Below are 26625 nucleotides of genomic sequence, written 5' to 3'. Positions count from 1 at the left end.
CCCAAAACGAGCCTGGGGATTGCGCTGTGCTGGCACGCCGAGCGGAAGAATCCGATAGCTGGCGTTCGCACCGAGGATCTAGACTACGCTAAAAAGCGCTGCAGGGGCAAATACAGCCTGACCCCGCGAGTCGTCAAGACCCCTACTCTTTCAACTCGTTGACCGGTACCCCGACACCCAGCATAATCGGCGCATTCGCGGCGTTTAGCGGCTTTTCGGCCTTGGCTTGGTCAGCGAGCGAAGCAACATGGGATGTACCCGATGCCGCAAGCGTGTCCGATGCCACAGAAACTGCGGCGTCGGATCCACCCTGCGGGCTCGTGGCACGGCGGCTGCGCTTGACGCGCGCCACCGGCTCGAGGCCCGAAGTCTTTTTGGTTGCCGCTGCCGCAGGCTCCGCCACGGGGGCGTCGTCCGAGGCCTGGCCGGCAACACCGGAGATGACCGGTGCAGCGGCTGCGGCAGGCGCCTCGGCGGCCGGCTCGGCGGTTGCCGGTTCGGTTGCCTTGGCGCGGGCCTTGCGGCGGGTCCGCGTGCGGGCCGGGCGTGCATTGCCCGACTCGTCCTCTTCCGCTGCGTCGGAGGCCTCGGCCGGCTCGGCGGCCGGGGAGTGGTCCGGAAGCGCTGCTTCCAGGTTCTCCAGCGTCAGCGACGGGGCGGCTGCGGCGGCGGAGCCGGCACGGCGGTTGCGTCGTGCGGCGGGAACCGTCACGGACTCCCCCGCCACGGTCAGCGTGGCGCCCTCGTCCGAGGACTCGGCTTCCTCGTGCTCGTGCGCTGCGTGTGCCGCGGCGGCGATGTTGGCAAAGGCCGTGCGTGCGGCGTCGGCCTTGGCGGCGTCCTCCGGCTCCTTGGCCTCTACCGGGGTCGCGGCGGTTGCCTGCTCGGTGTGGGGCTCGTCCGAGCCGCGGTTGCGGCGTCGGCGCTCGGCACGCGAGGGCTTCTCGGCGGCGCGGTTGCTCGAGCCGTGCGGCTCGCCGGCCGAGTTGAAGGAACGGCGGTGCTCAACGGGCTCGTCGTGGGTGATCACGCCGCGGCCGTTGCAGGCCTCGCAGTTCTCGCCGAAGACTTCCAGCAAACCGGTGCCCATGCGCTTGCGCGTCATCTGCACCAGTCCAAGGCTGGTGACCTCGGCAACCTGGTGCTTGGTGCGGTCGCGGCCCAGGCACTCGACCAAGCGGCGGAGCACCAGGTCGCGGTTGGACTCGAGCACCATGTCGATGAAGTCGATGACGATGATGCCGCCGATGTCACGCAGGCGCAGCTGGCGCACGACCTCTTCGGCCGCCTCCAGGTTGTTCTTGGTGACGGTTTCCTCGAGGTTGCCGCCCGAACCGGTGTACTTGCCGGTGTTCACGTCGACCACGGTCATGGCCTCGGTGCGGTCGATGACCAGCGAGCCGCCCGAAGGCAGGAAGACCTTGCGGTCCAGGGCCTTGTGGATCTGCTCGTCGAGGCGGTAGTGGCCGAAGATGTCCTCGTCGGACTCCCACTTTTCCAGGCGCGAGACCAGGTCCGGGGCCACGTAGGTCACGTAGGCCTCGATGGTGTCCCAGGCCTCGTCGCCGGAGACGATCAGCTTGGTGAAGTCCTCGTTGAAGACGTCGCGGACCACCTTGATGGTCAAATCCGGCTCGCCGTAGAGCAGTTCCGGTGCCAGCGTCTTGGTGGACGTCGAGGCGGCCTCGATGCCTTCCCACTGGGCGCGCAGGCGGTTGATGTCGTTCATCAACTCTTCCTCGGAGGCGCCCTCGGCGGCGGTGCGCACGATGACGCCCGCGTTCTCCGGCAGGTGGTCCTTGAGGATCTTCTTCAGGCGGTTGCGCTCCACGTCCGGGAGCTTGCGCGAGATGCCCGTCATCGAGCCGCCCGGCACGTACACCAGGTAGCGGCCCGGCAGGGAGATCTGGCTGGTCAGGCGGGCGCCCTTGTGGCCGACCGGGTCCTTGGTGACCTGTACCAGCACGGTGTCCCCGGATTTCAAGGCGTGCTCGATGCGGCGCGGCTGGCCGTCCAGGCCCGCGACGTCCCAGTTGACCTCGCCGGCGTAGAGCACGGCGTTGCGTCCGCGTCCGATGTCGACGAAGGCTGCCTCCATCGACGGGAGCACGTTCTGCACCTTGCCGACGTAGACGTTGCCGATCAGGGAGTCCTGCTGGGTCTTGGAGACGAAGTGCTCGGCCAGGATGCCGTCCTCGAGGACGCCGATCTGGATGCGGTCCTCGCGCTGGCGCACGATCATCTGGCGGTCGACGGATTCGCGGCGGGCCAGGAACTCGGCCTCGGTGATGACCTGGCGGCGGCGGCCGGATTCGCGTGAATCGCGGCGGCGCTGGCGCTTGGCTTCCAGGCGGGTGGAACCGCGCACGGCGGTGACCTTGTTGGAAACGACGGGTTCCAGGGTGGCGCGCGGGGCGCGGACCCGGGTGATGGTGTTCGGCGGGTCGTTCTCCGAGCCGCCGGTCAGCTCGAGGTCGGCCTCGCCGCGGCGGCGGCGACGGCGTCGGCGGGAGACGACGCCCGACTCGTCCCCGTGCTCGTCGTCGGAATCGTGGCGGGAGCGGCGGCCGTTGCCGGCGTGGCCCTCGTCCTCGTCCTCGTCTTCGTCGCCGGCAGCCTCTGCGGCGGCCGGGAGGGTCGGTGCCTGGAAGATCAGCGAGAGTGCGGATTCGGGGATGGCGAACGGGTCGGTGACGGCGACCGGCTCGAGTTCGGCGGTTGCCTCCTCGGCCGCGTCGACTTCGCCCTCCGGGGCTTCGGCTGCGGACCGGGCCGGGGCGTCCTGGGATTCGGTGTCCTGGGTGGCGCGGGTGCCGCGTCCGCCGCGGGCCGGGCGGCGCCGTGCGGTCTTGGCTGGCTCGGCATCCTGCGCCGGTTCCTCGGTGGCTTCGGCTGCGGGCTCGATGGCGGCAGGTGCCTCGACCGCTTCGACGGAGGCTGCTTCTTCCGTGCCGGTGGCAGGGGAGGTGGCCTTGCGGCTGCGTCCGCGGGCCGGGCGCTTGGCGGCGGCCTTGGGCGCCGCTGCTTCCTCGGCGGCGGCTTCGGCCTTTTCGAGCATGGGTTCGGTCTTGGCCTCGGCGGCGGCCTGCGCCGCGGGGGCCTCGATGACGGTGTCCGGCTCGACGGCCGTGGTGCCCGGGGAGGTGACCCCGGAGGTGGCGCGGCGCGGGCCGCGGCGGGCCGGGGCCTTCACCGTTTCGGCGGCAGGCGCCTGGGCCGGTGCCTTGGCCGTTGCCTGGCCGGTGGCCGCCGCAACGACCGATTCAACGGTCGCGTCGCTGCCCTGGCGGGCAGGGGCGTTGCGGGGGGCCGAACCACGGCGGGCGGTGGCGGCGCGCGGTGAAACGTTCGCGCGCACCTTCCTGGTCGGTGCGGCTGCTGCGTCGTTGAGCTCGGCCAGGGTCATGGCCCGGCGCGGTGGCGGCGGCGAGGGTTCGTTGAAGTTTCCGCGCGGTGGGCGGGTGGTGCGGGTGCGGCCCTTGGGGCCCTGGCCCATCGCTGCCTTTGATTCGTCGCGATTCAGTGCCATGTTAAAAGAGTGCTCCTCGGCGGGTCGAACGCTCCCACAGATAGCTGCTCGCCCCTGGTTGGTTCGCTGGACCGGGCCTTGTGGCCGCGTGTCCCAGCGGAAGTCCTTTGATATGCCCGGCCCGGGTGCGCCTACCAACTATGGGGGCGCGGCATCCGTGCAAGACCAACGGCGCTTTTCCAAGCAAGCCGCTTTACGTTGCGGCGACCATATCGCGGTATTCGCTGAAGACCTTCGTATAGGCGGTCTCTTGGCAGCAGATGCATCGCAATCGGGCTTGAAAGCCTGTCGTTGGGTTGAAAGCAGACTGTGGATCCACGAACAACCACTGCAATTGTCTCATACCGACACGCCGAAGGATGCCGCCGACCCGAACATCGGCGACACGCGGCGCCCCGCGGCATTGCCCCGCCGGTTGTCCCACGCGCGGCGCGGGGCATGGGCGCGGGCGGCGGCGGCCACTAGACTTCAAGCGGGGCCAGCAACAAATCCCGGCCCGGCATGGCACGTGTGCCGGATGCCGGTGGCCGCGCCGGGGCAAGAACCACCAGCCACAAGGGAGCACCCGATGAGCAAGTCCGACACCGCAGCGCCGCCAAGCAACGAGCAGCAGCTGCCCCGCTTGGCCCAGGCACGGGGCTTCGGCCTGTTCCTGGTGCTCACCGGCGCGGTGGCCTGGATCGCCTCGGGCATCTTGGTGCTCGAGCGCATCGCCCTGTACAAGAATCCCGACTACGTCACCTCCTGCGACTTCAATCCCTGGGTCTCCTGCGGCACCGTCATGAAATCCTCCCAGGCCGCGCTGCTGGGCTTCCCCAACCCGTTTTTGGGCATCGTCGGCTTCGGCATCGTGATCACCATCGGCATGGCGCTGCTGGCCGGGGCGCGCTTTGCCCGCTGGTACTGGGTCGGCGTCCAGGTCGGGGTGTCCCTGGCGATGGTGTTCATCATCTGGCTCTGGTCCCAGGCGCTGTACGAGATCAACGCCCTGTGCCTGTACTGCATGATCGTCTGGGCGATGATGATCCCGATGTTCCTCTACACCACCGCCCGCAACATCGCCCACGGGGTGATCCCGGCATCGGTTCCGGTGCGCAAGGCCGTTGCCGAGTGGACCTGGGTCGCGGTCATCGTTCTGCTGGTGCTCACCGCGGCCAGCGTCGTGCTGCGCTTCCCCGGTGCCTTCTTTGGCGCCTGAGCCCGTGCCGGCGTCCGCGGCCACCGCGCCTGCCCGCCGATCCCCCGCGGCGGCGGCACGCTCCCGCCGCCTGGGCGCCGCCGCCTGCGTGCTGCCGGCCATTGCCCTGGGCCTGGGCGCCAGGTTCCTCGGTTCGGGGCTGGAGGCGGATTTGGCCGGCGGGGTCGTCTACGCGGTGCTGATCTATGTGCTGGCGACCTTCCTGCGCCCGCGCGCCGGGCACGTGGCCAACGCGCTGGCGGCCCTGGTCTTTTGCGTGCTCATCGAGCTGCTGCAGCTCACTGACATCCCGGCGGACCTCGCCGCACTTTTCCCTCCGGTGCGGCTGGTGCTGGGCACCACCTTCGTTCCGCTGGATCTGCTCGCCTACGGCCTCGGGACCGCGCTGGCCCTTGGCATCGATCTGGTGGCCGGAGGCCTGCTGCGCGCCCGCGGCGCCAAGGCCTGAACGGGCGCACCTACCGAAGCGTGCCATTCCAGCCGGCATCCCAGGTGGGGCCGGGCCCGGGCGTGAACCCCAGGACCCGCCCGGGCTCGATCCGGGCTCCCGCGGCATCCGGCGTGGAACAGAAATCCAGTTCCGTCCTGTCCACCAGCAGGGTCGCAACGACGCCCGCGTCCCGGGCCAGCAGCAGGCCGCCGCGTCCTTCGCGCTGCAGGGGCAGGGCGGCCGCCGCCTCCCACTCGAACCCCAGTGCCCTGACGACGTCGTCCGGGTCCATGTAGGGACAGATGGCCACGGCCCGGTCGAAGTCCTGCGCCTGCCCACAGACCTCCCCCAAGGGATGCGCTGCGAGTCGCGGAGGCCTCGATGGCCCCCAGCAACGGCCGCAGGTCCGCCTGCGGCGTTTGGGCCAGTGTGCCCTGGGCGCACCCGGCAAGCAGCAACGCGCCGGCCCCCAGGGCACCGACCACCCGAGAACCGCGGGCCGCTGCGTGCCCGCCCTGCTTCATTGGACTGTTGCCCGTCGACGGTTCCACGCCACTTCCCCTGTGGTCTTCAACCTCCCGGAATCCCCGGTTCATCTGTCCATAAGCACGAATGCGGCCGCCGAGTCGGTCCCCGCCCACGCAAAAGGGTCCGGGTCGCGGCCTTCCTTGGTGGAAGGCCGCGGGCCGGACCCCGCTGCGGCGCCGGGTCGGCGCCTCGGTACTAGGCGAACCAGATGCCGATTTCGCGTGCGGCGGACTCGACCGAGTCCGAACCGTGGACCAGGTTCTGCTGGACCTTCAGGCCCCAGTCGCGGCCCAGGTCCCCGCGGATGGTGCCCGGGGCCGCGGTGGTCGGGTCCGTGGTGCCGGCCAGCGAGCGGAAGCCGGGGATCACGTTCTGGCCCTCGGCGACGATCGCCACGAGCGGGCCCGAAAGCATGAATTCGACCAGCGGCTCGTAGAACGGCTTGCCCACGTGCTCCTCGTAGTGCGCCTCGAGCAGTTCGCGGGTGGCGGAAACCTGCTTGAGCTCGGAGATCACGTAGCCCTTGGCTTCGATGCGGGAAAGGATCTGCCCGGTCAGCTGGCGCTTGACGCCGTCGGGCTTGATCAGGATCAGGGTGCGTTCAATGGCCATGGAGGCGGCTCCTTCGTTCTGTGTGCTGCAAATGGTCGTTGGTCTTGATTCTACGGTTGGGCACCCGGTGCGCCGGGATCTTCCCGCGGGTGCGCCGCGTCCCAGGCTTCCTGCTCGCGCGCCCGGCGGGCCGTTTCCAGGTCCAGGGCCCGGCCCTTGGTGACCGCGTACCACCAGGTCGCGGCGAAGGCCGCACCGATGAAGAACATCGAGGTCAACAGGAACCCGGAGAGGATCAGCAGCAGCTGCAGCCCCCATCCGATCGCGTATCCCAGCGGTTTTTTCAGCAGCGCGCAGGTGAAGATGCACGCCAAGGCGACCACCGCGCCGATGCCGAGGACCAGCACCGGGGAGAGCGTGTCGCGGTTCAGCCCGAAGACGGCCAGCGCCACGAAGATCACCAGGAACGCCTCGAGCGTGAGCACCGTGGAGGCGAACATCACACGGGTCGAGCGCGGCTTCTTGGGCATCCCGGGGCGCCATTCGCGTTGCGCCTTGGTCATTTTCGCCATGGTTCCTACTTCCCTCCCAGCAGCATGCGGGCCTCGCCGACCAGCGTGATGGACCCGGTGACCAGCACCCCGCCGCCGAAGTCCTCGGAGGCCTCGGCGCGCCCGACGGCCCATTCCAGGGCGTCGTCAAGGCGTTCGGTCACGAAGATGTCCTCCTCGTTGAATCCGGCCTCCAGCGCCATGGCGGCCAGTTCCCCGGCGGGGATGGCGCGCGGCGAATTGGACTGGGTGATGCAGATGTCCTCGGTGAGGTCCAGGTAGTCCTCGCGCAGCTGCGCCAGCATGGCCGGGGCGTCCTTTTCGGCAAGGATCCCGATGACCAGCACCAGCGTGGAGAAGCCGAAGGACTCCTTCACCGCGGCCGCCGAGGCGCGGATGCCGTCGGGGTTGTGCCCGGCATCGAGCAGCACCGTGGGGGCCTTGCGGATGACCTCCAGGCGCCCGGGACTGGTGGCGGCGCCGAAGCCCTCCATCACCAAATCGTGGTTCAGCGCGGTTTCCCCGCCGCCGATGAACGCCTCCACCGCGGCCAGGGCGACGGCGGCGTTCTGCGCCTGGTGCCCGCCGTGCAGCGGCAGCAGGATGCCCGGGTAGCGCCCGGCCAGGCCCTGGATGTCCAGCTGCTGGCCGCCGACGGCGACCGTGCGGTTCTCGACGCCGAACTCGACGCCCTCGAAGCGGTACGGCACCTCGAGTTCGAGGGCCTTGTCCAGCAGCACCTGCGCGGCATCGGCCGGCTGCGCGGAGGAGACCAGAAACCCGCCGGGCTTGATGATCCCGGCCTTTTCCAGGGCGATCAGCTCGGTGGTGTCGCCCAGCAGGTCGGTGTGGTCCAGCGAGATCGGGGTGATGACCGAGACCTGGCCGTCGCCGACGTTGGTGGCGTCGGTGATCCCGCCCAGGCCGACCTCGATGATCGCCACGTCCACCGGGGTGTCGGCGAAGACCGCGAACCCCAGGATGGTCACGGCCTCGAAGTAGGTCAGCCGGTTCTCGCCCGCCGCGGTGAGCTCGTCGTCGACGATCTGCAGGTAGGGGCGGATCTCGTCCCAGATCCGCACGAACGTCTCATCGTCCACGGACTCGCCGTCGATCGCGATGCGCTCGGTGACCGAGACCAGGTGCGGGGAGGAATAGCGCCCGGTGCGCAGGTCGTGGGCGCGCAGCAGCGATTCGATCATCCGCGCGGTGGAAGTCTTGCCGTTGGTGCCGGTGACGTGGATGATCGGGAAGGCCTTGTTCGGCTCCCCGAGGATCTCCATGGCCCGGCGCATCGGCTCCATGCGCGGTTCGATCTTGTTCTCCGGGGCGCGGGCCAGCAGCTCGGCGTACACGCTCTCCACGGAGAACCTGTCAAAGGTGTTGCTCATGTGGTGGGTCCCATTTCCTTGTCGGCGGCTTCGGCCTCGGCCACGGTTTCGACGCTGACGGCGGGTGCCATCCCGTCGTCCCCGGTGACCAGGACCAGCCCGGTGCTGAGCGTTTCGCCCTTGATCAGTTCGGCGTTGGCGTGCAGTGCTGCGACGGTTGCGGCGTCGGCGGTGATTTCGGTGCGGATGCGGTCGCTGACCTGCAGGTCCGCGTCCTTGCGGGCGGACTGGATGGCGCGGATCATGTCCCGGGCCGTTCCCTCCGCCGCGAGCTCCGGGGTGACTTCGGTGTCAAGCACCAGGAAGCCCCCGCCGGGCAGCACCGCGGCGGCGATCTTCTCCTCGCCCTCGGTGGCTTCCACGACGGTTTCGAGCGTGTATTCGTGCTCCTCCAGGGCCAGGCCGCCGGCGGTGACCGTTCCGGCGTCGTCCACCGACCAGTCCCCGGACTTGGCGCCCTTGATCGCCAGCTGCACGTTCTTGCCCAGGCGCGGGCCGGCGGCCCGGGCGTTGACCACCAGGCGCTGGCTGATGCCGTACTCGGAGGCGTCGGCATCGGCCGCGTCGATGAGCGTGAGCGAGCGCAGGTTCAGCTCGTCGGCGATGATGCTCGCGAAGGTGCCCTCCAGCGCCGCGGCACCGGGCACCGCGACGGTCATCCCGGCCAGCGGCAGGCGCACGCGCAGGTTCGCGGCCTTGCGCAGCGAGGAGCCCACCGAGGCGATCTTGCGGGTGGTTTCCATGGCCGCGACCAACTCGTCGTTGCGGCCGAAGAGCTCCGCGTCGGGCCAGTTGGCCAGGTGCACCGAGCGCCCGCCGGTCAGGCCGCGCCAGATTTCCTCGCTCGCCAGCGGCAGCAGCGGGGCGCTGACGCGGGTCAGGGTCTCCAGTGCGGTGTACAGGGTGTCGAAGGCGCTGGTGTCCTCGTCGAAGAAGCGCTGGCGGCTCCGGCGCACGTACCAGTTGGTCAGCGTGTCCATGTATGCCCGGATGGTCTCGGCGGCGTCGGAGATGTCGTAGGCATCCAGCTTCGCGGTGGTCTCGCGGACCAGGTCCCCGGTGGCCGCGAGCATGTACGCATCCAGCGGGTCCGCGGCCGAGTAGGTCAACTTCGCCTGGTAGCCGGCGCCGTGGTTCGCGGCGTTGGTGTACAGGCAGAAGAAGTGCCAGACGTTCCACATGGGCAACAGCACCTGGCGCACGCCCTCGCGGATGCCCTGCTCGGTGACAACCAGGTTGCCGCCGCGCAGGATCGGGGAGGAGAGCAGGAACCAGCGCATCGCATCGGAGCCGTCGCGGTCCAGGACCTCGTTGACGTCCGGGTAGTTCTTCAGCGACTTGGACATCTTCTGCCCGTCACTGCCCAGCACGATGCCGTGGCTGATCACGTTCTTGTAGGCGGGACGGTCAAAGAGCGCGGTGGAGAGCACGTGCATGGTGTAGAACCAGCCGCGGGTCTGCCCGATGTACTCGACGATGAAGTCCGCCGGGTGGTGGGTGTCGAACCACTCCTTGTTCTCGAACGGGTAGTGCGCCTGGGCGTAGGGCATCGACCCGGAGTCGAACCACACATCCAGCACGTCCTCGACGCGGCGCAGCGTGCCGTTATCGGCGCAGCCCTCGTGCGCCTTGGCCAGGTCGTCGATGAACGGGCGGTGCAAATCGGGCTGTCCCTCGTGGTTCAGCGGCAGGCGCCCGAAGGCCGCCTTGATTTCCGCCAGCGAGCCGTAGACCTCGCGGTGGGTGCACTCGGCGCCGTCGCATTCCCACACCGGGATCGGGGATCCCCAGTAGCGGTTGCGGCTGATCGACCAGTCCCGGGCGTTGGCCAGCCACTTGCCGAACTGGCCGTCCTTCACGTTCTCCGGGATCCAGTTGATCTGCTGGTTCAGCTGAAGCATGCGGTCCTTGACCTTGGTGACCTCGACGTACCAGGAGGAGATCGCGCGGTAGATCAGCGGGGTGCGGCAGCGCCAGCAGTGCGGGTAGGAGTGTTCGAAGGAGGCCTGCTTGACCAGGCGCGCATCGTTCTTCAGGACGTTGGTGATGGCCTTGTTGGCCTCGAAGACCTGCACGCCGACGATTTCGGCCAGCTCCCCGCCCTTGAACAGCGGCAGGAACTTCGCGCCCTCGTCGATCGAGAGGATCACCGGGATGCCGGCGGATTCGCAGATCTTCTGGTCCTCCTCGCCGTAGGCCGGGGCCTGGTGGACGATGCCGGTGCCGTCGGTGGTGGTGACGTAGTCGGCGACCAGCAGCTGCCAGGCGTTGGCGGTCCCCCAGGTCTCGGTGTCGGTGAAGGTGTCCCAGAGCGGTGCGTACCTGATGCCCGCCAGATCCTTGCCGGTGTAGCGGCCGGTGACCGCTTCCTTCGCGGCGTCGGCGTCGGTGTAGCCCAGGTCCTTGGCGTAGGCGCCGAGCAGGTCCTCGGCCAGCATGAAGCTGCCGGTGGCGTTGGAGGCCTTCACGCCGTTTTCGCCGGCCGGCAGCACCGCGTAGACGACGTCCGGTCCCACGGCCAGGGCCAGGTTGGTCGGCAGCGTCCACGGGGTGGTGGTCCAGGCCAGAGCCTGCACGCCGGCGAGTTCCTTGGAGATCTCGGATTCACCGGCCAACAGCGGGAAGGAGACGGTGACGGTCTGGTCCTGGCGGTCCTTGTAGACGTCGTCGTCCATGCGCAGCTCGTGGTTGGACAGCGGGGTCTCGTCCTTCCAGCAGTACGGCAGCACGCGGAAGCCCTTGTAGGTCAGGCCCTTGTCGTGCAGCCGCTTGAAGGCCCAGATGACCGATTCCATGTACTCGACGTTCAGCGTCTTGTAGTCGTTCTCGAAGTCGACCCAGCGTGCCTGGCGGGTGACGTAGTCCTGCCATTCACCGGCGTACTTCATCACCGAGGTGCGGCAGGCGTCGTTGAACTTGTCGATGCCCATGGCCTCGATCTGGACCTTGTCCGTCATGCCCAGCTGCTTCATGGCCTCGAGCTCTGCAGGCAGCCCGTGGGTGTCCCAGCCGAAGCGGCGCTCCACGCGCGACCCGCGCTGGGTCTGGTAGCGGGCGACCATGTCCTTGACGTACCCGGTGAGCAGGTGGCCGTAGTGCGGCAGGCCGTTGGCGAAGGGGGGGCCGTCGTAGAAGACGAACTCGTTGGCACCGTCGACGCCGGCATCGCGGCCGTCGATGGAGGCCTGGAAGGTTTCGTCGTCCTTCCAGTAGGAAAGGACCCGTTCCTCGATCTCCGGGAAACGGGGAGAGGATGGCGTCGTGCCATGGGGGTCGGTCGAGGCCTTGGGGTAGCTGGTCATCTGCGGCAGTCCTGGTGATCGAAGGCGCGTGGGCGCTTAGGCGTTCTCCAACACAGGGACGATGGTCAAGTATGCGGATACTCCACCTCGCGGTACCACCCCGCTTGCCTTCTCCGCCCGGGATGCCCCGGGGCCGGATCGGGCCGCTCGTTGACTGCTGTGACGGGCTTACCCGCTTGGTTCTACTTGGCTTCCCCGCGTGGGCAAGGTTGCCGTTCTTCCAAGGACTCGCCGGTGATGGCCGGGTCGACGTCGTGATGCCTCCCAGTCTAGCGCCCCTGCCGCCCCATTGGGGAATCCGCCGGGGTGTTCGCCCGGGCACCGGTTCGGCACCCGCCAAAATACTTATCCACAGATCTTCGACGCTGCCCCCGCGGCCGGCGGGGGCGGGGCATGCTTGAACCATGTCCAGCACCCCAGCCCTCGCCGCCGAGGCGCTCACGACCCTCACCGGGCTCGTGCAGCACACCCCGGGAACCCCGGAAGACCCGGTCGCCACGACCGGGTCCCGGGACGGTTCGCTGCGCGCGCTGGCGCTTCTCATCCCCGTGCTCAGGTTGGCGATCGACGAGGCAGCGGCAGAGGTCGGGTCCTCCCCGGTGCGGGCCGCGGCCTTCGTGGCGCTCACCGAGGCCATCTGCCGGCAGGTAGGCTACGGCCAGTTGCTGGCGGCATCCCGAGCCGTCGACGCGCAGGTGCACACCATCACCGAGGAACCGCTCGCGCAGCTCAACGCCTGGCTTGGGGATCCCGAGGCGGCGGCCGCCAGCCCGCTGCCGGCCGATGTCCCCACGCCGGCTGGCTCCAGGCCGTACTTCCGCGAAGACGCCGACTTCCTCGAGGCACAGCTGAACCTCACGCACTTCCAGGCCCGGCACCGGGTGCAAAGCGCCGAAAACCTGCTGCCGCACACCGGATTCAACGGCACCCTCGTTCCGCCGAAGTTCCCGCTGCTGGGCCAGGTGCTCAGCGACGGCGCAGCGGACCCCAGGTCGCTGGCCACGCTGGCCAAGAAGTTCGAGAACCTCTCCCCCGCCGGCGACCTGGCGGACGACGCAGGCACCGGGCGGGCGCTGGAGGCGGAGCTGGCCGAGGCCGCGCGCACCCGCAACTCCCAGGGCACCGAAAAACTGCTCAAGGACCAGGCCAAGAGGCTCGAGGACACGGCAGCCGCGACGGCGCGCGAGCTCGTCGAAGAACTCTTTGTCGGCGCCCACTACCTGGGCCACACGCGCAAGGGCTACGAGTACAGGGTCATCACCACCGCCGAGGGCCACGAACTGCTGGCCACCGCCGCGGACATCCTCAACAGCCCGCGGACCAAGGCGGGCACCCCGGCCGAACAGGCGTCCCCGGCCGGACCTCCGATCCCCGACTGGGCCGTGGATCCCGGCACTCCGCCGGATGCACGCCCCGCCGCCGGATTCACCGACCTGGGTCAACCCGGGCAGCTGGACCCCACTGTCGAGATGCGCCCCGGCGAGACCATCGAACAGGCACTGACGCGGCAGCGGGCACGCCGCCTGCACCAGCTCATCCTTGATTCGGTGCGGATCGCGACCAGCCCGGCCGAAGCCGGTGCCCCGAAGGACCGGGCCGGCGACGGACAGATGCCCTTGGCACCGAACGTGACCCTGAATGTGACCATCGACCTGCAAACGTTCCTGGGCCAGCTCGAGGCGGCCGGGGTCACCGACCGCGGCGAAGAGATCTCGGCGGCCACCTGCCGGCGCATCGCCTGCAACGCCGGCATCATCCCAATCATCCTGAACGGGGACCGGGTGCCGCTGGAGCTGGGCCGCAGCCGAAGATACTTCAACCGGGCCCAACGCCGGGCCATCGCCGTCCGCGACAAGGGCTGCATCAACCCGGGCTGCACCATGTCCATCGGCCGGTGCGAGGCACACCACCTGGATGCATGGAATTGCGGGGGCCGCACCGACGTGTCCCGAGGGTGCCTGTTGTGTCCGCTGTGCCACCAGGCCTACCACGCGGGCAAGTTCCGGATCGAGATGATCGGCGGGCACCCGCACGTGATCCTGCCCAGATCCCGGGACCCGCTGCAGCTCCCCCGGCGGAACTGGATCTTCCATCCCGCCGCCGCACCTGCCCAGGCCGCCTGAGACTTCCGCCTTTCGGTGGCCGGCGCTGGCGGAGCGCGGCTTGGCCCGGGCTCGCGACATGGAGATTTCCCGGTGGACCGGGTTGGTGCCCGGCGCAGTGTTCCCGTTGTTGCCGCGCCTTGGGGCGGTCGCCCGCTTCCGCCGGCGCAGGAAGAACCCGTCGACGAACGCCGCGGGGCCCGGCCGCTAGGCAAGCACGGTGTGCTCGACCTTCCAGGCCGTCAGCCGCGGGTACACCCAGAAGCTGTAGATGCCCAGGGTGATGATTCACAACAGGAACCACTTGATCCACAGACCGAAGATGCCCCACCCGGTACCGGTGAATTGCAGCGGCCTCCCGAGCAGCAGCGTGTTGTTGGCGCGCCAGCGTTCCACCAGCACCACGGCAAAGGGGTAGCAGATCCCCAACGTCAGCACCGTGATGAGCATCCCGAGCAGCTGGGTGCCGAACCAGGTTGCGGCCCCGCCGCGGAAAACGAAGATCGGTGCGCCCGGCGGAATGCTGCCCAATGCGGCGAGGCCCGGTCCCGGTTGGCTGTTTCCACTGGTGTACATGCCCATGATGCTTCTCCCCCTGGTTGGTGCACGGGTTCGGGACGGATGCCGGAAGTGCCGTGGCGGTCCTTGGAGCGAACCCGTGAGCCCCGACGTTTTACGTGCAAGACGGCCGGGGCCGGGGACGCCGCGGGACCGGACACCTGGTTCGCCACCCCTATTGGGTGCGGGCGCCGGCGGTCTGCTCCGCCGTGCGCGAGACGGCGACCATCTCCTTGCGATCCACGACCTTGATGCGTTCGCGCACCACGGGACCTGCCGGGGTGGGTGCCGGGGCGGCCGCGGCACCGAGGCCCTGCTCGTGGGCATCCAGCGCGAGCCAGCCGTCCCAGCCGGTGTAGGCGACGCCCTTGGCCTCAAGCAGGGCCGGCACGGCCTCGGGTGCCGGGTTCGCGGCCACCGGCAGCTGGTTCAGGTCCGCGAGCAGGTGGGCGATGGTTTCGGCGGCGTCGGACTTGGTGTGCCCGATCAGCCCGACCGGGCCGCGCTTGATCCAGCCGGTCGCGTAGAGCCCGGGGACCTGGGTGCCGGCGGCGTCCAGCACCTTGCCCTCGAGGTTCGGCACGGTGCCGGTGCGCCCGTCGTATTCGATCTCCGGCAGCGCCGAGCCGAAGTAGCCGATGGCCCGGTAGACGGCCTGGACGGGGTAGTCGACGAGCTCGCCGGTGCCGCGCGCGTTCCCGGTGCCGTCGAGTTCCTGGCGCTCGAACCTGATGCCGGCGACCTTGCCGTCGGTCCCGGTGACCTCCACCGGGGAATGCAGGAAGTGCAGGTGCAGGCGGCGGCGCGGGCGCCCGGATGCGGTGGCGGCGCCGGCCTGGCCGCGTTCCTCGCGTTCCTCCTGCTCGATCAGCCAGTTGGCCAGCGTGCCGACCATCGTCTTGACCTGGTTGTTGGACTTGATCAGGGCGTCGGAGGCCGCGTCGAACTCGAAGTCCTCCGGGTAGAGCACGATGTCCACGTCCCGGCTGTGGCTCAGCTCGCGCAGCTCCAACGGGGTGAACTTCACCTGGGCAGGTCCCCGGCGGCCGAAGACGTGCACGTCGGTGACCGGCGAAGCAGCCAGGCCGCGGTAGACGTTCTGGGGGATCTCGGTGACCAGCAGGTCCTCGGCGTGCTTGGAGAGCACGCGGGCCACGTCCAGGGCCACGTTGCCGTTGCCCAGCACCGCGATGTCCGTGGCCTCAAGCGGCCAGCTGCGCGGCACATCCGGGTGCCCGTCGTACCAGGAGACGAAGTCCGCGCCGCCGTGGGAGCCCTCCAGCTCGATGCCCGGGATGTTCAGGTCCGCGTCGTTGACGGCGCCGGTGGCGAAGATGACCGCGTCGTAGTGCTCGCGCAGCTCCGCGATCGACAGGTCGGTGCCGTAGTCGACGTTGCCGAAGAAGCGGATGTCCCCGCGGTCCAGCACCTTGTGCAGCGCCTTGACGATGCCCTTGATGCGCGGGTGGTCCGGGGCGACGCCGTAGCGGATCAGACCGTACGGTGCCGGGTAGCGGTCGAAGAGGTCGATGGCGAGCTCGAAACCGCGCTCGGCCTTGGTGAGGATGTCCGCGGCGTAGACGCCGGCGGGGCCCGCGCCGATGATGGCCACGCGCAGCGGGCGCGAAGCGAAGGCGGCGGGGGTCGGGACGGGCGTCGCGACGGGGGCCGGCGTGTTTTTTTCGGTCATGGGGGGTCCTCCTGGGCGTGTATTTGGGGGTGTAGCTGGATGCGTGGCGTGCGGGGTGTGCTCGGCCGGCAACTCAGCCGGCGGGCAGCAACTGCCGGGTGTTCGCGGCCGGGGCCAGGGCCGCTGCGGCGTGCGGGCTGATGCGCACCACGTCGCCGATGACGATCACCGCCGGGTTGGCCACGCCGATCCGCGCCGCGGTGGCGGCAATGGCATCGAGCCGGTCGATGGTGATGCGCTGGTCCGGGCACCAGCCGCGCTCGATGACCGCGACCGGGGTGTCGGGCCGCAGCCCGCGGTCCAGCAGCGTGGCGGTGTTGCGTGCCAGCCGGGCCACGCCCATCAGCAGCACCAGGGTGTGGTCGGGGCGGGCCGGCAGTTCGGAGAGCTCCTCGTGCCCGGTGGCCATCGAAAATCCGGTGGCCACCCCGCGGTGGGTGACGGGGATCCCGGCGGCGGCCGGGACCGAGATGGCGCTGGTGACCCCGGGGACGACGGACACCTCGACGCCGTTTTCGCGGCAGTATGCGGCTTCCTCGCCGCCGCGGCCCAGCACGAACGGGTCCCCGCCCTTGAGCCGGACCACTCGGTTGCCCGCCCGGGCCTCGGCGACCAGCACCGCGTTGATTTGGTCCTGCGTGGCCAGGTGGTCGCCGGGGGCCTTGCCGACCTCGATGACGCGCACGGACGGGTCGAGTTCGCCCAGCAGCCCGCGCGGGCCCAGCCGGTCGGCGACCACCACGTCGGCGGCGGCCAGCAGCCGGCGCCCGGCGACGGTGATCAGCCCGGGATCGCCCGGGCCTCCCCCGACCAGGGCCACGGAGCCGGGCCCGGAGCGGCGGCGGCGCAGCGGCAGCAGCCCGGTGTCCGCGGCCAGCGCGATGGCGTTGCGCAGCCCGGCGGCCCGGCGCGGGTCCCCGCCGGCGCTCACCGCCACGGTGGTTCCCTCCCCGGTCCGGGCGACGGCGGGGGTCCAGGCGCTGGAGGCGGCGTGGTCCGAGGCGTTGACGCACCAGGTCTGCCGGGCGTCGGCATCGGCCGCGACCCGCGCGTCGAGCACCTTGTTCCCGGTGGCGGTGTGGGCCAGCCACATGCCCGACAGGTCCCCCGGCTCGTAGCCGCGCCGGCGCCAGCGCAGCTTCCCGGCGGCCGCGGCCTCGGCGATCGGCCCGACGGCCTCCGGGGCGATGACGGTGATCCTCGCGCCGGCCTCGAGCAGCTGGGCGATGCGTCGTGCCGCCACCTTTCCGGCGCCGACGCAGAGCACGTCCTTGCCGGAAAGGCGCAGCGCCAGCGGGTGGATGGGTGCCTGGCGGGTTGTGGTGGACTGGCTCATGCTCGGCTCCTGGGGGTGGCGGGTGGCGGTGGGTCGGCGGCGCGGGGCCGGTGGATGGGTCGTTTGGCGGTTCATCGGCCGGCTCCGGGCGCCAGGCCGCGGCGGTGCAGCAGCCGCCGCTCCAGCGGGGTGAAGACCAGCAGTTCGACGGCGATGCCCACGGCGAGGATGGCCAGGATGGCGGCGACGACCACGGCCATCTGCGACAGGTCGCGGCCCTGCTGCAGCAGCGAGCCCAGGCCGAAGCCGATGGACCCGCCGACCGCGATGATCTCCGCGGCCATCAGCGAGCGCCAGGAAAACGCCCAGCCCTGCTTGAGCCCGGCCAGGTATCCGGGCAGCGCCGCCGGCAGCACAATGCGCAGCAGTTGCTGGGTGCGCGAAGCGCCCAGCACGGTGCCGAGCCGGCGGTATTGCGGCGGGACCATGTCCACGCCGGACAGGAACCCGTTGGCGATGGAGGGGGTGGCGCCCATCAGCACCACGAAGAAGACCGTGGCGTCGGTCAGGCCGAACCAGATGATCGCCGCCGGAACCCAGGCGACGGACGGGAGCACCTGCAGGCCGGAAACCAGCGGTCCCAGGCCGCGGCGCAGGGTGGTGGAGGCCGAGAGCAGCAGCCCCAGCGGCGTGCCGATGGCCAGGGCCAGCGCGAAGCCGAGCACCCCGCGCTGCAGCGAGGTGGCCACGGCCTCGGCCAGCCGGCCGTCGGCCGCCAGCGCCCCGGCGGTGCCCAGCACCTCGAGCGGGCCGGGGAACAGGTCCGTGCGCGGGGAACCGAACCAGGCGGCCAGCTGCCACAGGCTCAGCAGGGCCGCGAGGGTGCCCAAGGGCAGCAGGATCCGCCCGGCCGCCGGCCGGGAGGCGGCGGGGGCGTCCTGCAGGTTGTCCAGGCCGGCCTCGAGCTCGCCGAGGGAATCCGTGGTGGCCTGGGATCCCGGGCCCGCGGGCAGCGCCGCCGGGTCCGGGTCCGGAGCGGGGTTCGCGGCGCGGGCGGTGGCCCGTTCACGGGCAATGGCGGTGGCTGAAGTCATGCTAGTTGGCATGGTGGCGGATCTCCTCGCGTAGCCTCTGGGTGATGTCGCCGGTCAAGGCGGCCTGCGCGGCCGGGTCGGTGCGCACGTGCCCGGGGATCTTCCACTCGGCGGCGATCCGCCCGGGACGGGAGGAAAGCAGCAGCACCCGCTGGCCCAGGCGCACGGCCTCGCGGACGTTGTGGGTCACGAAGAGCACGGTGCGCCGGTGGGCGCGCCAGATCCGTTCGAGTTCCTCGTGCAACAGGTCCCGGGTGATCGCGTCCAGCGCCGCGAACGGCTCGTCCATCAGCAGCACCGGACGGTCCTGGCCCAGGGCACGGGCCAGCGAGGCGCGCTGGCGCATGCCGCCGGAGAGCTCGTGCGGGCGCTTGTCCCCGGCATCGGCCAGGTGGACCAGCTCCAGCAGCTCCCCGGCCCGCGCCCGGCGTGCGTTGCGCGGGATTCCGCGCAGTTCCAGGGCCAGTTCGATGTTGGCGCGGGCCGTGAGCCAGGGCAGCAGGGCAGCGTCCTGGAACATGAACGCCGCGCCTCCCGCCGGGACGCTCACGGATCCGGCCGATGGCGGCTCGAGCCCGGCGATGACGTTGAGCAGCGTGGACTTCCCGCAGCCCGAGGCACCCAGCACCGCGACGAATTCGCCCGTCACGATGGTGGTGGTGATGCCGGAGAGCACCGGGGCCGCGCCGTAGTCCTTGGAGAGGTTCTCGATGGCGATGCTCATGCGCCGGCCCCGACCTGGGTGGTGCTGGCGGCGCGGGCCGCCTCCAGGAACGAGGTGTCCACGAGCCCGTCCAGGCTCGCCGGTTCGGCAAGCGACGCGGCGACGGCGTTTTCCAGCAGCCGCGGGTAGGCCCCGGCCAGCGGATCCGCGGTGAATTCCAGCTTTCCCAGCGCGCGGGCCAGCACGTCGGTAGCCAGCGGGGCACCGGCGGTCTCGGCGAGCCGCGCGTTCAGCACCGCCAGCACGTCGGCTTCCCTGGCGGTGTTGATCCAGTCAAGCGCCGCCAGGTGGCCGCGCAGCAGGGCCTCGACGGTGCGGGGGTGGCGGGCGGCGAAGTCCGGGGACACCGCGAGCACCGTGGTCGGGAACAGCCCCGGCGCACCGGTCTCGGTCCCGTCCCACAGCTCCGCCTCGTCGAGGAGCACCATCGCGCCGGCCTCGAGCACCAGCCGGGAGGCCCACGGCTCGGGCAGCCAGGCCCCGTCGATCTTTCCGGCGCGGAAAAGTTCCAGGCTCTGGGCGTTGGACGTGGGGGTGATGGCCACCGCCCCGCCGCGCAGGTCGGTTTCCAGCCCCTGGGCAGCCAGCCAGGTGCGCAGTGCGACGTCCTGGGTGCCGCCGAGCTGCGGGGTGGCCAGGGTGGTGCCGCGCAGCGCCGCGGCCTCGGCGATGCCGGCGCGGACCACCAGCTGCGCTCCGCCCGCCGCGGCACCGGCCAGCACGCGCAGCCCCGCGCCCCCGCTGGAGGCAAAGGCGGCGATCGCGGGATTCGGCCCCAGGTAGGCGGCATCGATGGCCCCGGCGTTCAGCGCCTCGACGGCGGCGGGACCGGCGCCGAAGACGCTGGTGGCCAGGCTCGTGCCGGAGCCCCCGAGCTCGGCGGCGAACAGCCCCTTGGCGGTGCCGACGAGCGCCGGCGCGTGGGTGAGGTTGGCGAAGAAGCCCAGCCGCAGCGTGGCCGCGGGCCCGGTGGGTGCGGTGCCGGCCGTTCCCGGGCGCGGCACCGTGGTGGTGGCGGCGGCGCCGAGCACCAGCAGGCCCAGCAGCCCGGTGCCGCCGGCGAGCAGCGCCCGCCTCCCGGGGCCGCGCTGCGGCCCGTCGGCGGTGTACCGGATGGTGTCCATGGGAGGTGTCCTTGTCTGTGGGTGCGGCATGGGGGTGGTACGGCATGTGTGCTGCGGCGGGGACGGTGCCCCGCCCGGGGGTTCGCCGCTAGGCGGCGGAGTTGCGCTCTGCGATGAGTCCGGCGGCCAGCGTATTGCCGTCCTGCGGGTCGATCACCAAAAACGCCCCGGTGCGGTGGTGGCGCGCGTACGGCTCGGTGGGAAGTTCGGCGGCCAGGCGCAGCACCACGGTGCCGATGTCGTTCAGTTCCAGGCTGGCGGCGGGCAGCAGCCCGAAGTCCTCCAGGTCCAGCCGGCCCTCGATGGCGGTGACCTTCGCCCGCACCGTGGCCGTGCCGTGCTTGATGAGCACCGCGGCCCCGGGGCGCAGCGGGGCCGGCGAGAGCCAGCACAGCTGGGCCAGCAGGTCCGCGGAGGAATCGGGCAGCGTGCCGGCGGCGGCGATGGTGTCCCCGCGGGCGATGTCCAGCTCGTCGGCAAGCCGCAGCGCCACCGACGCGGGTGCCGTGGCGGTATCGAGCCGGACCCCGGCGGCGTCGATCCCGGTGACGGTGGTTTCCCGGCGCGGGGCGCCCGGGGACGCCACGGTGACCCGGTCCCCCACGGCGATGGTTCCGGCGGCAATGGACCCGGCGTAGGCGCGGTAGTCGCGGAACGCCTCGGCATCCAGGCCCGGGGCCAGCGCGCCTTGGGGGCGCAGCACCAGCTGGACCGGGAAGCGGAAGTCCTCGGCCGCGGCGGCCGCCTCGTCGCGGGTTGGCAGGGATTCTAGCAGCCCCAGCAGCGTTTCCCCGGTGTACCAGGGGGTGTGTGCGGAGCGCTCCACCACGTTGTCCCCGCGCAAGGCGGAGACCGGCAGGACGTGCGGGGTAGGCAGGCCCAGCCCGGCGGCCACCCGTGCCACGTCGGCGGCGATGTCCGCGAAGCGCTGCCCGTCGTAGCCGATCAAATCGATCTTGTTCACCGCGATGACCACGTTGGGCACACGCAGCAGGCCGATGACGCCCAGGTGGCGGCGGGTCTGCTCGAGCACCCCCTTGCGGGCGTCGATCAGCACGATGGCCGCGTCGGCGGTGGAGGCGCCGGTGACGGTGTTGCGCGTGTACTGCACGTGTCCGGGGCAGTCGGCCAGCACGAAGGAGCGCTCACCGGCGCTGAAGTAGCGGTAGGCCACGTCGATGGTGATGCCCTGTTCGCGTTCGGCGCGTAGCCCGTCGGTCAGCAGCGCCAGATCCAGGGTGCCGTCCCCGCCGCCGAAGCCGGTCTCCGCGGAGGTGCGGGCCAGGGTCTCAAGGGTGTCGGCGAGGACCACCTTGGCATCGTGCAGCAGCCGGCCGACGAGCGTGGACTTGCCGTCGTCCACGGAGCCGGCCGTGGCGAAACGGAAGAGCCCGCGGGTGCCCAGCGCCGGTGCGGCATGGCCACGTGCGGCCTCGTCACATGCGGCGGTGTCCGCGGCGGTGTCCAGGTTCGTGGTGCTCATTAGAAATACCCGTCCTTCTTGCGGTCTTCCATGGCCGCCTCGGAGATGCGGTCGTCCGCGCGGGTGGCCCCGCGTTCGGTGATGGTGGTGGTGGCGACCTCGGCGATGACCTTCGCGACCGTGTCGGCCTCGGAGAGCACCGCCCCGGTGCAGGACATGTCCCCCACGGTGCGGTAGCGCACCCTGCGGCGCACCGTGGGCACCCCGTCGCCGGGCCGGCTGAATTCGCCGGTGGCCCGCCACATGCCCGAATGCTCGAAGACCTCGCGCTCGTGGGCGTAGTAGAGCGGGGGCAGCGCGATGTTTTCGCGTTCGATGTAGCGCCAGATGTCCAGCTCGGTCCAGTTGCTGATCGGGAAGGCGCGCACGTGCGCACCCGGGGTGTGGCGCCCGTTGTACAGGTTCCACAGTTCGGGGCGCTGGTTGCGCGGGTCCCACTGGCCGAACTCGTCGCGCAGCGACAGGATGCGTTCCTTGGCCCGGGCCTTGTCCTCGTCGCGGCGCCCGCCGCCGAAGAGCACGTCAAACCTGTTGGCGTCGATGGCGTCGAGCAGCGGGGTGGTCTGCAGCGGGTTGCGGGTGCCGTCGGCACGCTCGGTGAGCCGGCCGTCGTCGATGTAGTCCTGCACGCTGGCCACGACCAGGCGCAGGCCCAGCCGCTCGACCGTGGCGTCCCGGAACGCGACGACCTCTTCGAAGTTGTGGCCGGTGTCCACGTGCAGCACCGGGAAGGGCACGGTGCCTGGCCAGAACGCCTTGGTGGCCAGGTGCAGCATCACCACCGAGTCCTTGCCTCCGGAAAACAGCATCGCGGGGCGCTCGAACTCGGCGACGACCTCGCGCAGGATGTGGATGGATTCGGCCTCGAGCGCATCGAGCACGTCGGTCTCGTGCGTGCTGCCGGGTGTGCCGGGTGCGGCGGGGACCGGCCGCGCGGGGGCGGGGGCGGTGGTGCTCATCTCTGGCTCCTTCGCGGGTGGGTTGTGGCGGGCATGCGGCGCGGTGCCGCTGCTGCGGGGCTCATCGGTGGATGCCGCATTCGGTCTTGGCGACCCCGGCCCAGCGGCCGGCGCGCGGGTCTTGCCCCTCGGCCACCGGACGGGTGCACGGGGCGCAGCCGATCGACGGGTAGCCGTTGGACAGCAGCAGGTTCACCGGGACGCTGTGCACGGTGGCGTGGGAAATCAGCTGATCGAAGCTCCATCCGGCCAGCGGGTTGACCTTGACCAGCCCGTGCGCCGCATCCCAGGTGACCAGCGGGGTGTTGGTGCGGGTGGGGGCCTCCTCACGGCGGACCCCGGTGAACCAGAGCCGGTAGCCGGACAGCGCCTTCGCCAGCGGCTCCATCTTGCGCAGCCGGCAACAGGTGCCCGGGTCGCGTTCGTGCAGCCGGGGCCCGAGCTCGGCGTCCTGCTGGGCGACGGTGCGCTCCGGGAGCACGTCGACGATCCGCACGTCCAGGGAGGACGCGACCTCGTGGCGCGTCGCATGGGTCTCGGCGAAGTGGTAGCCGGTCTCCAGGAAGAGCACGTCGACCCCGGGCAGCTGCTCGGCGACCACCGCGGGAAGCACTGCGTCGGCCATCGAGCAGGCGACGGCGACCTCGGCGGTCGCGAAGTTCGCCGCCACCCAGGCGATGACCTCGGCGGCCGACGCGTCGAAGCCCAGCTGCGCGGCGCCGGCCTCGGCCAGCGCCCGGTCGGCATCCTTCCGATCAGCATTGACCGTATCGGCGGCGCTCACAGGACGTCCTCGTCCGCGGCGCGGTGCGACCACGCGGCGAAGGACTCGTCTTCGTCGCTGGAGGCCGAGTAGTTCTCCAGCACCCGCTCGATGTAGTCCGGCAGCTGGTCGGCGGTGATCCGCAGCCCACGCACGGTGCGGCCCAGCCCGGCCTCGCCGCGTTCGGTCGAGGCCAGTCCCCCGCCCAGGTGCACCTGGAAGCCGGGGGCCTGCCCGCCGTGCCCATCGGGCAGCAGCTGGCCCTTCAGGCCGATGTCCGCGGTCTGGATGCGGGCGCAGGAGTTCGGGCAGCCGTTCACGTGCAGGCTCAGCGAGGGCGGCAGCCGCACCGCGGACTTGGCCGCGAAGCGGGTCTCGAGCTCGGCGACCGCGGCAATGGTCGTGTCCTTGGTGTCGACGATCGCGAGCTTGCAGTATTCGATGCCGGTGCAGGCGATCGCGGAGCGGCGGAAGATGCTCGGCGTGGTTTCCAGGCCCAGCGCATCCAGTTCCGCGGCGGCCGCGGCCACCGATCCGGCCGGGATGTCCAGCGCGAGCAGCTTCTGGTGCGGGGTGGTGCGCAGCCGCTTCGAGCCGTGGCGCTCGAGCAGGTCCGCCAACTCCAGCAGCAGCGTGCCGGAGAGCCGCCCGGCATTCGGGGACGCGCCGATGTAGTGGCGCCCGTCGTTCTGCTCGTGGATCCCCACGTGGTCCCCGGGCGTCGTGGGCTTGGCCGGGGCCGGGCCGTCGGGCAGCGAGTAGCCCAGGTACTCGGTCTCCAGCACCTCGCGGAAGCGCGCCGGGCCCCAGTCGTTCATCAGGTACTTCAGCCGCGCCTTGTTGCGCAGCCGCCGGTAGCCGTAGTCGCGGAAGATCGAGACCACGCCCAGCCAAACCTCGGCGGCGCGCTCCTCGGACACGAACGCGCCCAGGCGCTCGGCCAGCCGCGCGCTGGTGGACAGGCCGCCGCCGACCCACAGGTCGTAGCCGGGCCCGTGCTCGGGGTGGCGCACCCCGACGAGGGAAATGTCGTTGATCTCGTGCACCACGTCCTGGGACGGGTGCCCGGTGATCGCGGTCTTGAACTTGCGCGGCAGGTTCGCCAGCTCCGGGTCGCCGATGAAGCGCTCCCGGATCTGAGCGATGACCGGGGTCGGGTCCAGGATCTCGTCCTTGGCGATCCCCGCGACCGGGGAGCCGAGGATGACCCGCGGCACGTCCCCGCAGGCCTCGGTGGTGTCCAGGCCCACGGCCTCGAGCCGGCGCCAGATCTCCGGGACGTCCACCACGTCGATCCAGTGCAGCTGGATGTTCTGCCGGTCGGTGACGTCCGCGGTGTCGCGGGCGAAGTCGCGGGAGATCTGCCCGATGGTGCGCAGCTGGTCGGTGCTCAGCGTGCCGCCGTCGATGCGCACGCGCAGCATGAAGTAGCGGTCCTCGAGCTCGTGCGGCTCCAGGGTGGCGGTGCGCCCTCCGTCGATGCCGGGCTTGCGCTGGGTGTAGAGGCCCCACCAGCGGAAGCGGCCGTGCAGGTCGGTGGGGTCGATGGAGTCGAAGCCGCCCTGGGCGTAGATGGTTTCGATGCGTTCGCGCACGTTCAGCCCGTTGTCGTCCGCCTTGACCGCCTCGTTGGCGTTCAGCGGGGCGGGCCCATCGATCTTCCACTGTCCGTGCGGCTTGGCCGCCGGGCGGGCCGGGCGGACTGGCCGGGCGGTGCCGGTGCTTGCCGGGGTGTCGGTTGCCTGTGTCATGGCTACGACAGTAGGGCGGGCCGGAGGCGGCCCGCCAGCGGCCCCCGACCCGAAACGTCATGCCGTAACGCGGCGACCTATTCGGTGCCGGAGGGCCCCTTCGCTAGCGCTTCGGAGAGTCTTCCGGCGACACATTTAGCGATTGTGACGCCCGGCAGCAGCGCCGCCGTCACCTGGTCGGCGCCGGCTCCGGCCAGCCGGTCGTGGAAGAATCCGGGGGCCAGCAGGAAGGCGGCGACGCCCACTCGCTTGGCGCCCGCGGCACGTGCCGCAGCCACCGCGTCGGGCACCGACGGATCGGCGGCCGAGCAATAGGCCACCGCTACCTCCTGGCCCAGTTCCTCGGCCAGTGCCGCGGCCATCCGGGCCGCCTGCCGCTGCCCGGCCTCGAGGCGCGTGCCTGCTGCGGCCAGCACCACCGCGTCCCCGGGGCGGTGTCCGGACTCGGCCAGCCGCGCCGCCAGCACCCCGGCCAGGCGCGGGTCGGGGCCCATGGGGCCGGCCACGAGGGTGTGCGGCCGGGCGGCCGCCGCCTCGGCGATGTCCACCGAGGTGTGGAAACCCTCGGAGAGCAGCAGGGGTGCGACGATGGCTGCCTCGCCGGGCGGCAGGGCGGCGAGCACCGATTCAAGCCGGGGTTCCTGCACATCGACGTAGGCCTCGTGGACCACCGCGTCGATGCCGTCTGCGGAAAGCACGGCGGCTAGGTCCCCGCGCAGCCCGTTCACGAGCCGGCGGCCTTCGGGGTTGTCGGTGCCGTGGGCGCAGGCCACCACATGCAGCGGCCGTGTCCCGCCGCCGGCGGCCTGGCTCACGCCTGGCCGCGGATCAGCTTGTGGGCAGCGGCCTGCGCGACGGGGCGGACAACGATCTCGTCGAGGTTCACGTGGTGCGGGGCGTTGACGGCGTAGGAGACGATGTCGGCCACGTCCCCGGCGGTCAGCGGCTTGGCCACCCCGGCGTAGGGCTTTTGGGCCAACTCGCGGTCCCCGCCCATCCGGCGCAGGGCGAATTCCTCGGTCTGCACCAGGCCGGGCAGCACCTCGATGACCCGGATGTTGTACTCGACTTCCTCCAGGCGCAGGGCCTGGGTGAGCGCGCGCTGCGCGGCCTTCGCGGCGTTATAGCCGGATCCTCCCTCGTAGCTGACCAGCCCGGCGGTCGAGGTCAGGTTGAGCACCGTGCCCTCGCCGTGTGCCCGGAGCATCGGCAGGAAGGCGCGGGTGATCTTCATGGTGCCCATGACGTTGGCCTGGAGCATGAAGTCCCAGTCCTCGTTCTTGGCCTCGGCCAGGTAATCGGCGCCGCGGGCGCCGCCGGCGATGTTGACCAGGGTGTCGATGCCGCCGGCGGCCTCGACGACGGCCAGCAACGCCGCTACCTGGGCGTCGTCGGTGATGTCGGCGGCGACGGGGATCGCGCCGGTCTCCTGCGCGAGCTTCGCCAGCCGGTCGGCGCGCCGGGCCACGGCAAAGACCTTCCACCCCGCCGCTGCCAGGGTGCGCGCGGCGGCCTCCCCTATTCCGCTGGAGGCTCCGGTGACGACGGCTGCATGCTGGGGGTGTGGATTCGTTGGCAACATGGACAAATCCTAACCAGCGGGGGCACCTGCCCCCAACC

21 protein-coding genes are annotated in these 26625 nt (G+C 70.9%); 3 read left to right on the top strand and 18 right to left on the bottom strand.

Annotation, left to right across the window (positions count from 1 at the left end; all coding sequences use genetic code 11):
* Positions 1–142: 142 nt before the first annotated feature.
* Complete coding sequence (locus tag BLJ79_RS19500) at positions 143–3529, bottom strand: Rne/Rng family ribonuclease (protein ID WP_071216446.1); 3387 nt, start codon at positions 3527–3529, stop codon at positions 143–145.
* A 568-nt stretch (positions 3530–4097) separates the two neighbouring features.
* On the opposite strand from BLJ79_RS19500, the gene BLJ79_RS19495 reads away from it, so the two are divergent.
* Positions 4098–4727 carry a vitamin K epoxide reductase family protein gene (locus BLJ79_RS19495; RefSeq protein WP_071216445.1) on the top strand — a complete coding sequence of 210 codons (630 nt, stop codon included), beginning with the start codon at positions 4098–4100 and terminating at the stop codon, positions 4725–4727.
* Positions 4728–4731: 4 nt separating this feature from the next.
* Positions 4732–5175: a ribosomal maturation YjgA family protein gene (locus BLJ79_RS19490; protein ID WP_071216444.1), complete on the top strand. Its 444-nt coding sequence runs from the start codon at positions 4732–4734 to the stop codon at positions 5173–5175.
* Between the two features lie 10 nt (positions 5176–5185).
* On the opposite strand, the gene BLJ79_RS19485 is transcribed toward BLJ79_RS19490, so the two are convergent.
* The 5 genes from BLJ79_RS19485 to ileS form a co-directional block, all read right to left on the bottom strand.
* A complete protein-coding gene (locus BLJ79_RS19485) occupies positions 5186–5467 on the bottom strand; it encodes a hypothetical protein (RefSeq protein WP_139194975.1) in 282 nt (93 codons plus the stop codon).
* A gap of 413 nt (positions 5468–5880) precedes the next feature.
* Positions 5881–6297 (bottom strand): nucleoside-diphosphate kinase, encoded by a 417-nt coding sequence (gene ndk / locus BLJ79_RS19480; protein ID WP_071216442.1) that lies wholly within the window; start codon positions 6295–6297, stop codon positions 5881–5883.
* Positions 6298–6347: 50 nt separating this feature from the next.
* Positions 6348–6809 (bottom strand): DUF4233 domain-containing protein, encoded by a 462-nt coding sequence (locus tag BLJ79_RS19475; protein WP_071216441.1) that lies wholly within the window; start codon positions 6807–6809, stop codon positions 6348–6350.
* Positions 6810–6814: 5 nt separating this feature from the next.
* Entirely contained in the window at positions 6815–8179 is a 1365-nt protein-coding gene (locus BLJ79_RS19470; protein WP_071216440.1) for a bifunctional folylpolyglutamate synthase/dihydrofolate synthase, read from the bottom strand.
* Positions 8176–11481, bottom strand: coding sequence for an isoleucine--tRNA ligase (gene ileS / locus BLJ79_RS19465; RefSeq protein WP_071216439.1), 3306 nt, complete (start codon positions 11479–11481; stop codon positions 8176–8178). The genes BLJ79_RS19470 and ileS overlap by 4 nt, the downstream gene beginning before the upstream one ends.
* 404 nt (positions 11482–11885) lie before the next feature.
* On the opposite strand from ileS, the gene BLJ79_RS19460 reads away from it, so the two are divergent.
* A complete protein-coding gene (locus BLJ79_RS19460; RefSeq protein ID WP_071216438.1) occupies positions 11886–13604 on the top strand; it encodes an HNH endonuclease signature motif containing protein in 1719 nt (572 codons plus the stop codon).
* 267 nt (positions 13605–13871) lie between these two features.
* On the opposite strand, the gene BLJ79_RS19455 is transcribed toward BLJ79_RS19460, so the two are convergent.
* The 12 genes from BLJ79_RS19455 to BLJ79_RS19400 form a co-directional block, all read right to left on the bottom strand.
* Entirely contained in the window at positions 13872–14159 is a 288-nt protein-coding gene (locus tag BLJ79_RS19455) for a DUF898 family protein (protein ID WP_286135635.1), read from the bottom strand.
* A gap of 157 nt (positions 14160–14316) precedes the next feature.
* Positions 14317–15831: an FAD-dependent oxidoreductase gene (locus BLJ79_RS19450; protein WP_071216437.1), complete on the bottom strand. Its 1515-nt coding sequence runs from the start codon at positions 15829–15831 to the stop codon at positions 14317–14319.
* A 73-nt stretch (positions 15832–15904) separates the two neighbouring features.
* Positions 15905–17167 (bottom strand): uroporphyrinogen-III C-methyltransferase, encoded by a 1263-nt coding sequence (cobA, locus tag BLJ79_RS19445; RefSeq protein WP_071216436.1) that lies wholly within the window; start codon positions 17165–17167, stop codon positions 15905–15907.
* A gap of 71 nt (positions 17168–17238) precedes the next feature.
* Complete coding sequence (locus BLJ79_RS19440; RefSeq protein ID WP_286135632.1) at positions 17239–18201, bottom strand: ABC transporter permease; 963 nt, start codon at positions 18199–18201, stop codon at positions 17239–17241.
* Position 18202: 1 nt separating this feature from the next.
* On the bottom strand, positions 18203–18925 hold the full coding sequence (locus BLJ79_RS19435) for an ABC transporter ATP-binding protein (RefSeq protein WP_071216434.1): 723 nt from the start codon (positions 18923–18925) through the stop codon (positions 18203–18205).
* On the bottom strand, positions 18922–20049 hold the full coding sequence (locus BLJ79_RS19430) for an ABC transporter substrate-binding protein (protein WP_071216433.1): 1128 nt from the start codon (positions 20047–20049) through the stop codon (positions 18922–18924). Before BLJ79_RS19430 ends, BLJ79_RS19435 begins: the two co-directional genes overlap by 4 nt.
* Positions 20050–20137: 88 nt before the next feature.
* The gene (locus BLJ79_RS19425) at positions 20138–21532 is read right to left on the bottom strand and encodes a sulfate adenylyltransferase subunit 1 (RefSeq protein WP_083411487.1); all 1395 of its coding nucleotides are present in this window, start codon (positions 21530–21532) and stop codon (positions 20138–20140) included.
* A complete protein-coding gene (gene cysD / locus BLJ79_RS19420) occupies positions 21532–22491 on the bottom strand; it encodes a sulfate adenylyltransferase subunit CysD (protein WP_071216432.1) in 960 nt (319 codons plus the stop codon). The genes BLJ79_RS19425 and cysD overlap by 1 nt, the downstream gene beginning before the upstream one ends.
* A 61-nt stretch (positions 22492–22552) precedes the next feature.
* A complete protein-coding gene (locus BLJ79_RS23850; protein ID WP_071216431.1) occupies positions 22553–23275 on the bottom strand; it encodes a phosphoadenylyl-sulfate reductase in 723 nt (240 codons plus the stop codon).
* Positions 23272–25005 carry a nitrite/sulfite reductase gene (locus tag BLJ79_RS19410; protein WP_071216430.1) on the bottom strand — a complete coding sequence of 578 codons (1734 nt, stop codon included), beginning with the start codon at positions 25003–25005 and terminating at the stop codon, positions 23272–23274. Before BLJ79_RS19410 ends, BLJ79_RS23850 begins: the two co-directional genes overlap by 4 nt.
* A gap of 77 nt (positions 25006–25082) precedes the next feature.
* The gene (locus BLJ79_RS19405) at positions 25083–25820 is read right to left on the bottom strand and encodes a sirohydrochlorin chelatase (protein WP_175475544.1); all 738 of its coding nucleotides are present in this window, start codon (positions 25818–25820) and stop codon (positions 25083–25085) included.
* Positions 25817–26587, bottom strand: coding sequence for an SDR family oxidoreductase (locus BLJ79_RS19400; protein ID WP_139194974.1), 771 nt, complete (start codon positions 26585–26587; stop codon positions 25817–25819). Before BLJ79_RS19400 ends, BLJ79_RS19405 begins: the two co-directional genes overlap by 4 nt.
* Positions 26588–26625 lie beyond the last annotated feature (38 nt).

Origin of the sequence: Arthrobacter sp. UCD-GKA (genome assembly GCF_001863355.1) — a bacterium.
Lineage (GTDB): Bacteria > Actinomycetota > Actinomycetes > Actinomycetales > Micrococcaceae > Paeniglutamicibacter.
This window is presented reverse-complemented; position numbering and strand designations above follow the sequence as displayed.

What these genes read in the sequence shown, in the direction of transcription:
- BLJ79_RS19440 (WP_286135632.1), bottom strand. Translation starts at nt 18,201, where the DNA reads ATGACTTCAGCCACCGCCATTGCCCGTGAACGGGCCACCGCCCGCGCC.
- ileS (WP_071216439.1), bottom strand. Translation starts at nt 11,481, where the DNA reads ATGACCAGCTACCCCAAGGCCTCGACCGACCCCCATGGCACGACGCCA.
- ndk (WP_071216442.1), bottom strand. Translation starts at nt 6,297, where the DNA reads ATGGCCATTGAACGCACCCTGATCCTGATCAAGCCCGACGGCGTCAAG.
- BLJ79_RS19460 (WP_071216438.1), top strand. Translation starts at nt 11,886, where the DNA reads ATGTCCAGCACCCCAGCCCTCGCCGCCGAGGCGCTCACGACCCTCACC.
- BLJ79_RS19435 (WP_071216434.1), bottom strand. Translation starts at nt 18,925, where the DNA reads ATGAGCATCGCCATCGAGAACCTCTCCAAGGACTACGGCGCGGCCCCG.
- BLJ79_RS19475 (WP_071216441.1), bottom strand. Translation starts at nt 6,809, where the DNA reads ATGGCGAAAATGACCAAGGCGCAACGCGAATGGCGCCCCGGGATGCCC.
- BLJ79_RS19455 (WP_286135635.1), bottom strand. Translation starts at nt 14,159, where the DNA reads ATGTACACCAGTGGAAACAGCCAACCGGGACCGGGCCTCGCCGCATTG.
- BLJ79_RS19425 (WP_083411487.1), bottom strand. Translation starts at nt 21,532, where the DNA reads ATGAGCACCACGAACCTGGACACCGCCGCGGACACCGCCGCATGTGAC.
- BLJ79_RS19495 (WP_071216445.1), top strand. Translation starts at nt 4,098, where the DNA reads ATGAGCAAGTCCGACACCGCAGCGCCGCCAAGCAACGAGCAGCAGCTG.
- BLJ79_RS19500 (WP_071216446.1), bottom strand. Translation starts at nt 3,529, where the DNA reads ATGGCACTGAATCGCGACGAATCAAAGGCAGCGATGGGCCAGGGCCCC.
- BLJ79_RS19430 (WP_071216433.1), bottom strand. Translation starts at nt 20,049, where the DNA reads ATGGACACCATCCGGTACACCGCCGACGGGCCGCAGCGCGGCCCCGGG.
- BLJ79_RS19400 (WP_139194974.1), bottom strand. Translation starts at nt 26,587, where the DNA reads ATGTTGCCAACGAATCCACACCCCCAGCATGCAGCCGTCGTCACCGGA.
- cysD (WP_071216432.1), bottom strand. Translation starts at nt 22,491, where the DNA reads ATGAGCACCACCGCCCCCGCCCCCGCGCGGCCGGTCCCCGCCGCACCC.
- BLJ79_RS19450 (WP_071216437.1), bottom strand. Translation starts at nt 15,831, where the DNA reads ATGACCGAAAAAAACACGCCGGCCCCCGTCGCGACGCCCGTCCCGACC.
- BLJ79_RS19470 (WP_071216440.1), bottom strand. Translation starts at nt 8,179, where the DNA reads ATGAGCAACACCTTTGACAGGTTCTCCGTGGAGAGCGTGTACGCCGAG.
- BLJ79_RS19410 (WP_071216430.1), bottom strand. Translation starts at nt 25,005, where the DNA reads ATGACACAGGCAACCGACACCCCGGCAAGCACCGGCACCGCCCGGCCA.
- cobA (WP_071216436.1), bottom strand. Translation starts at nt 17,167, where the DNA reads ATGAGCCAGTCCACCACAACCCGCCAGGCACCCATCCACCCGCTGGCG.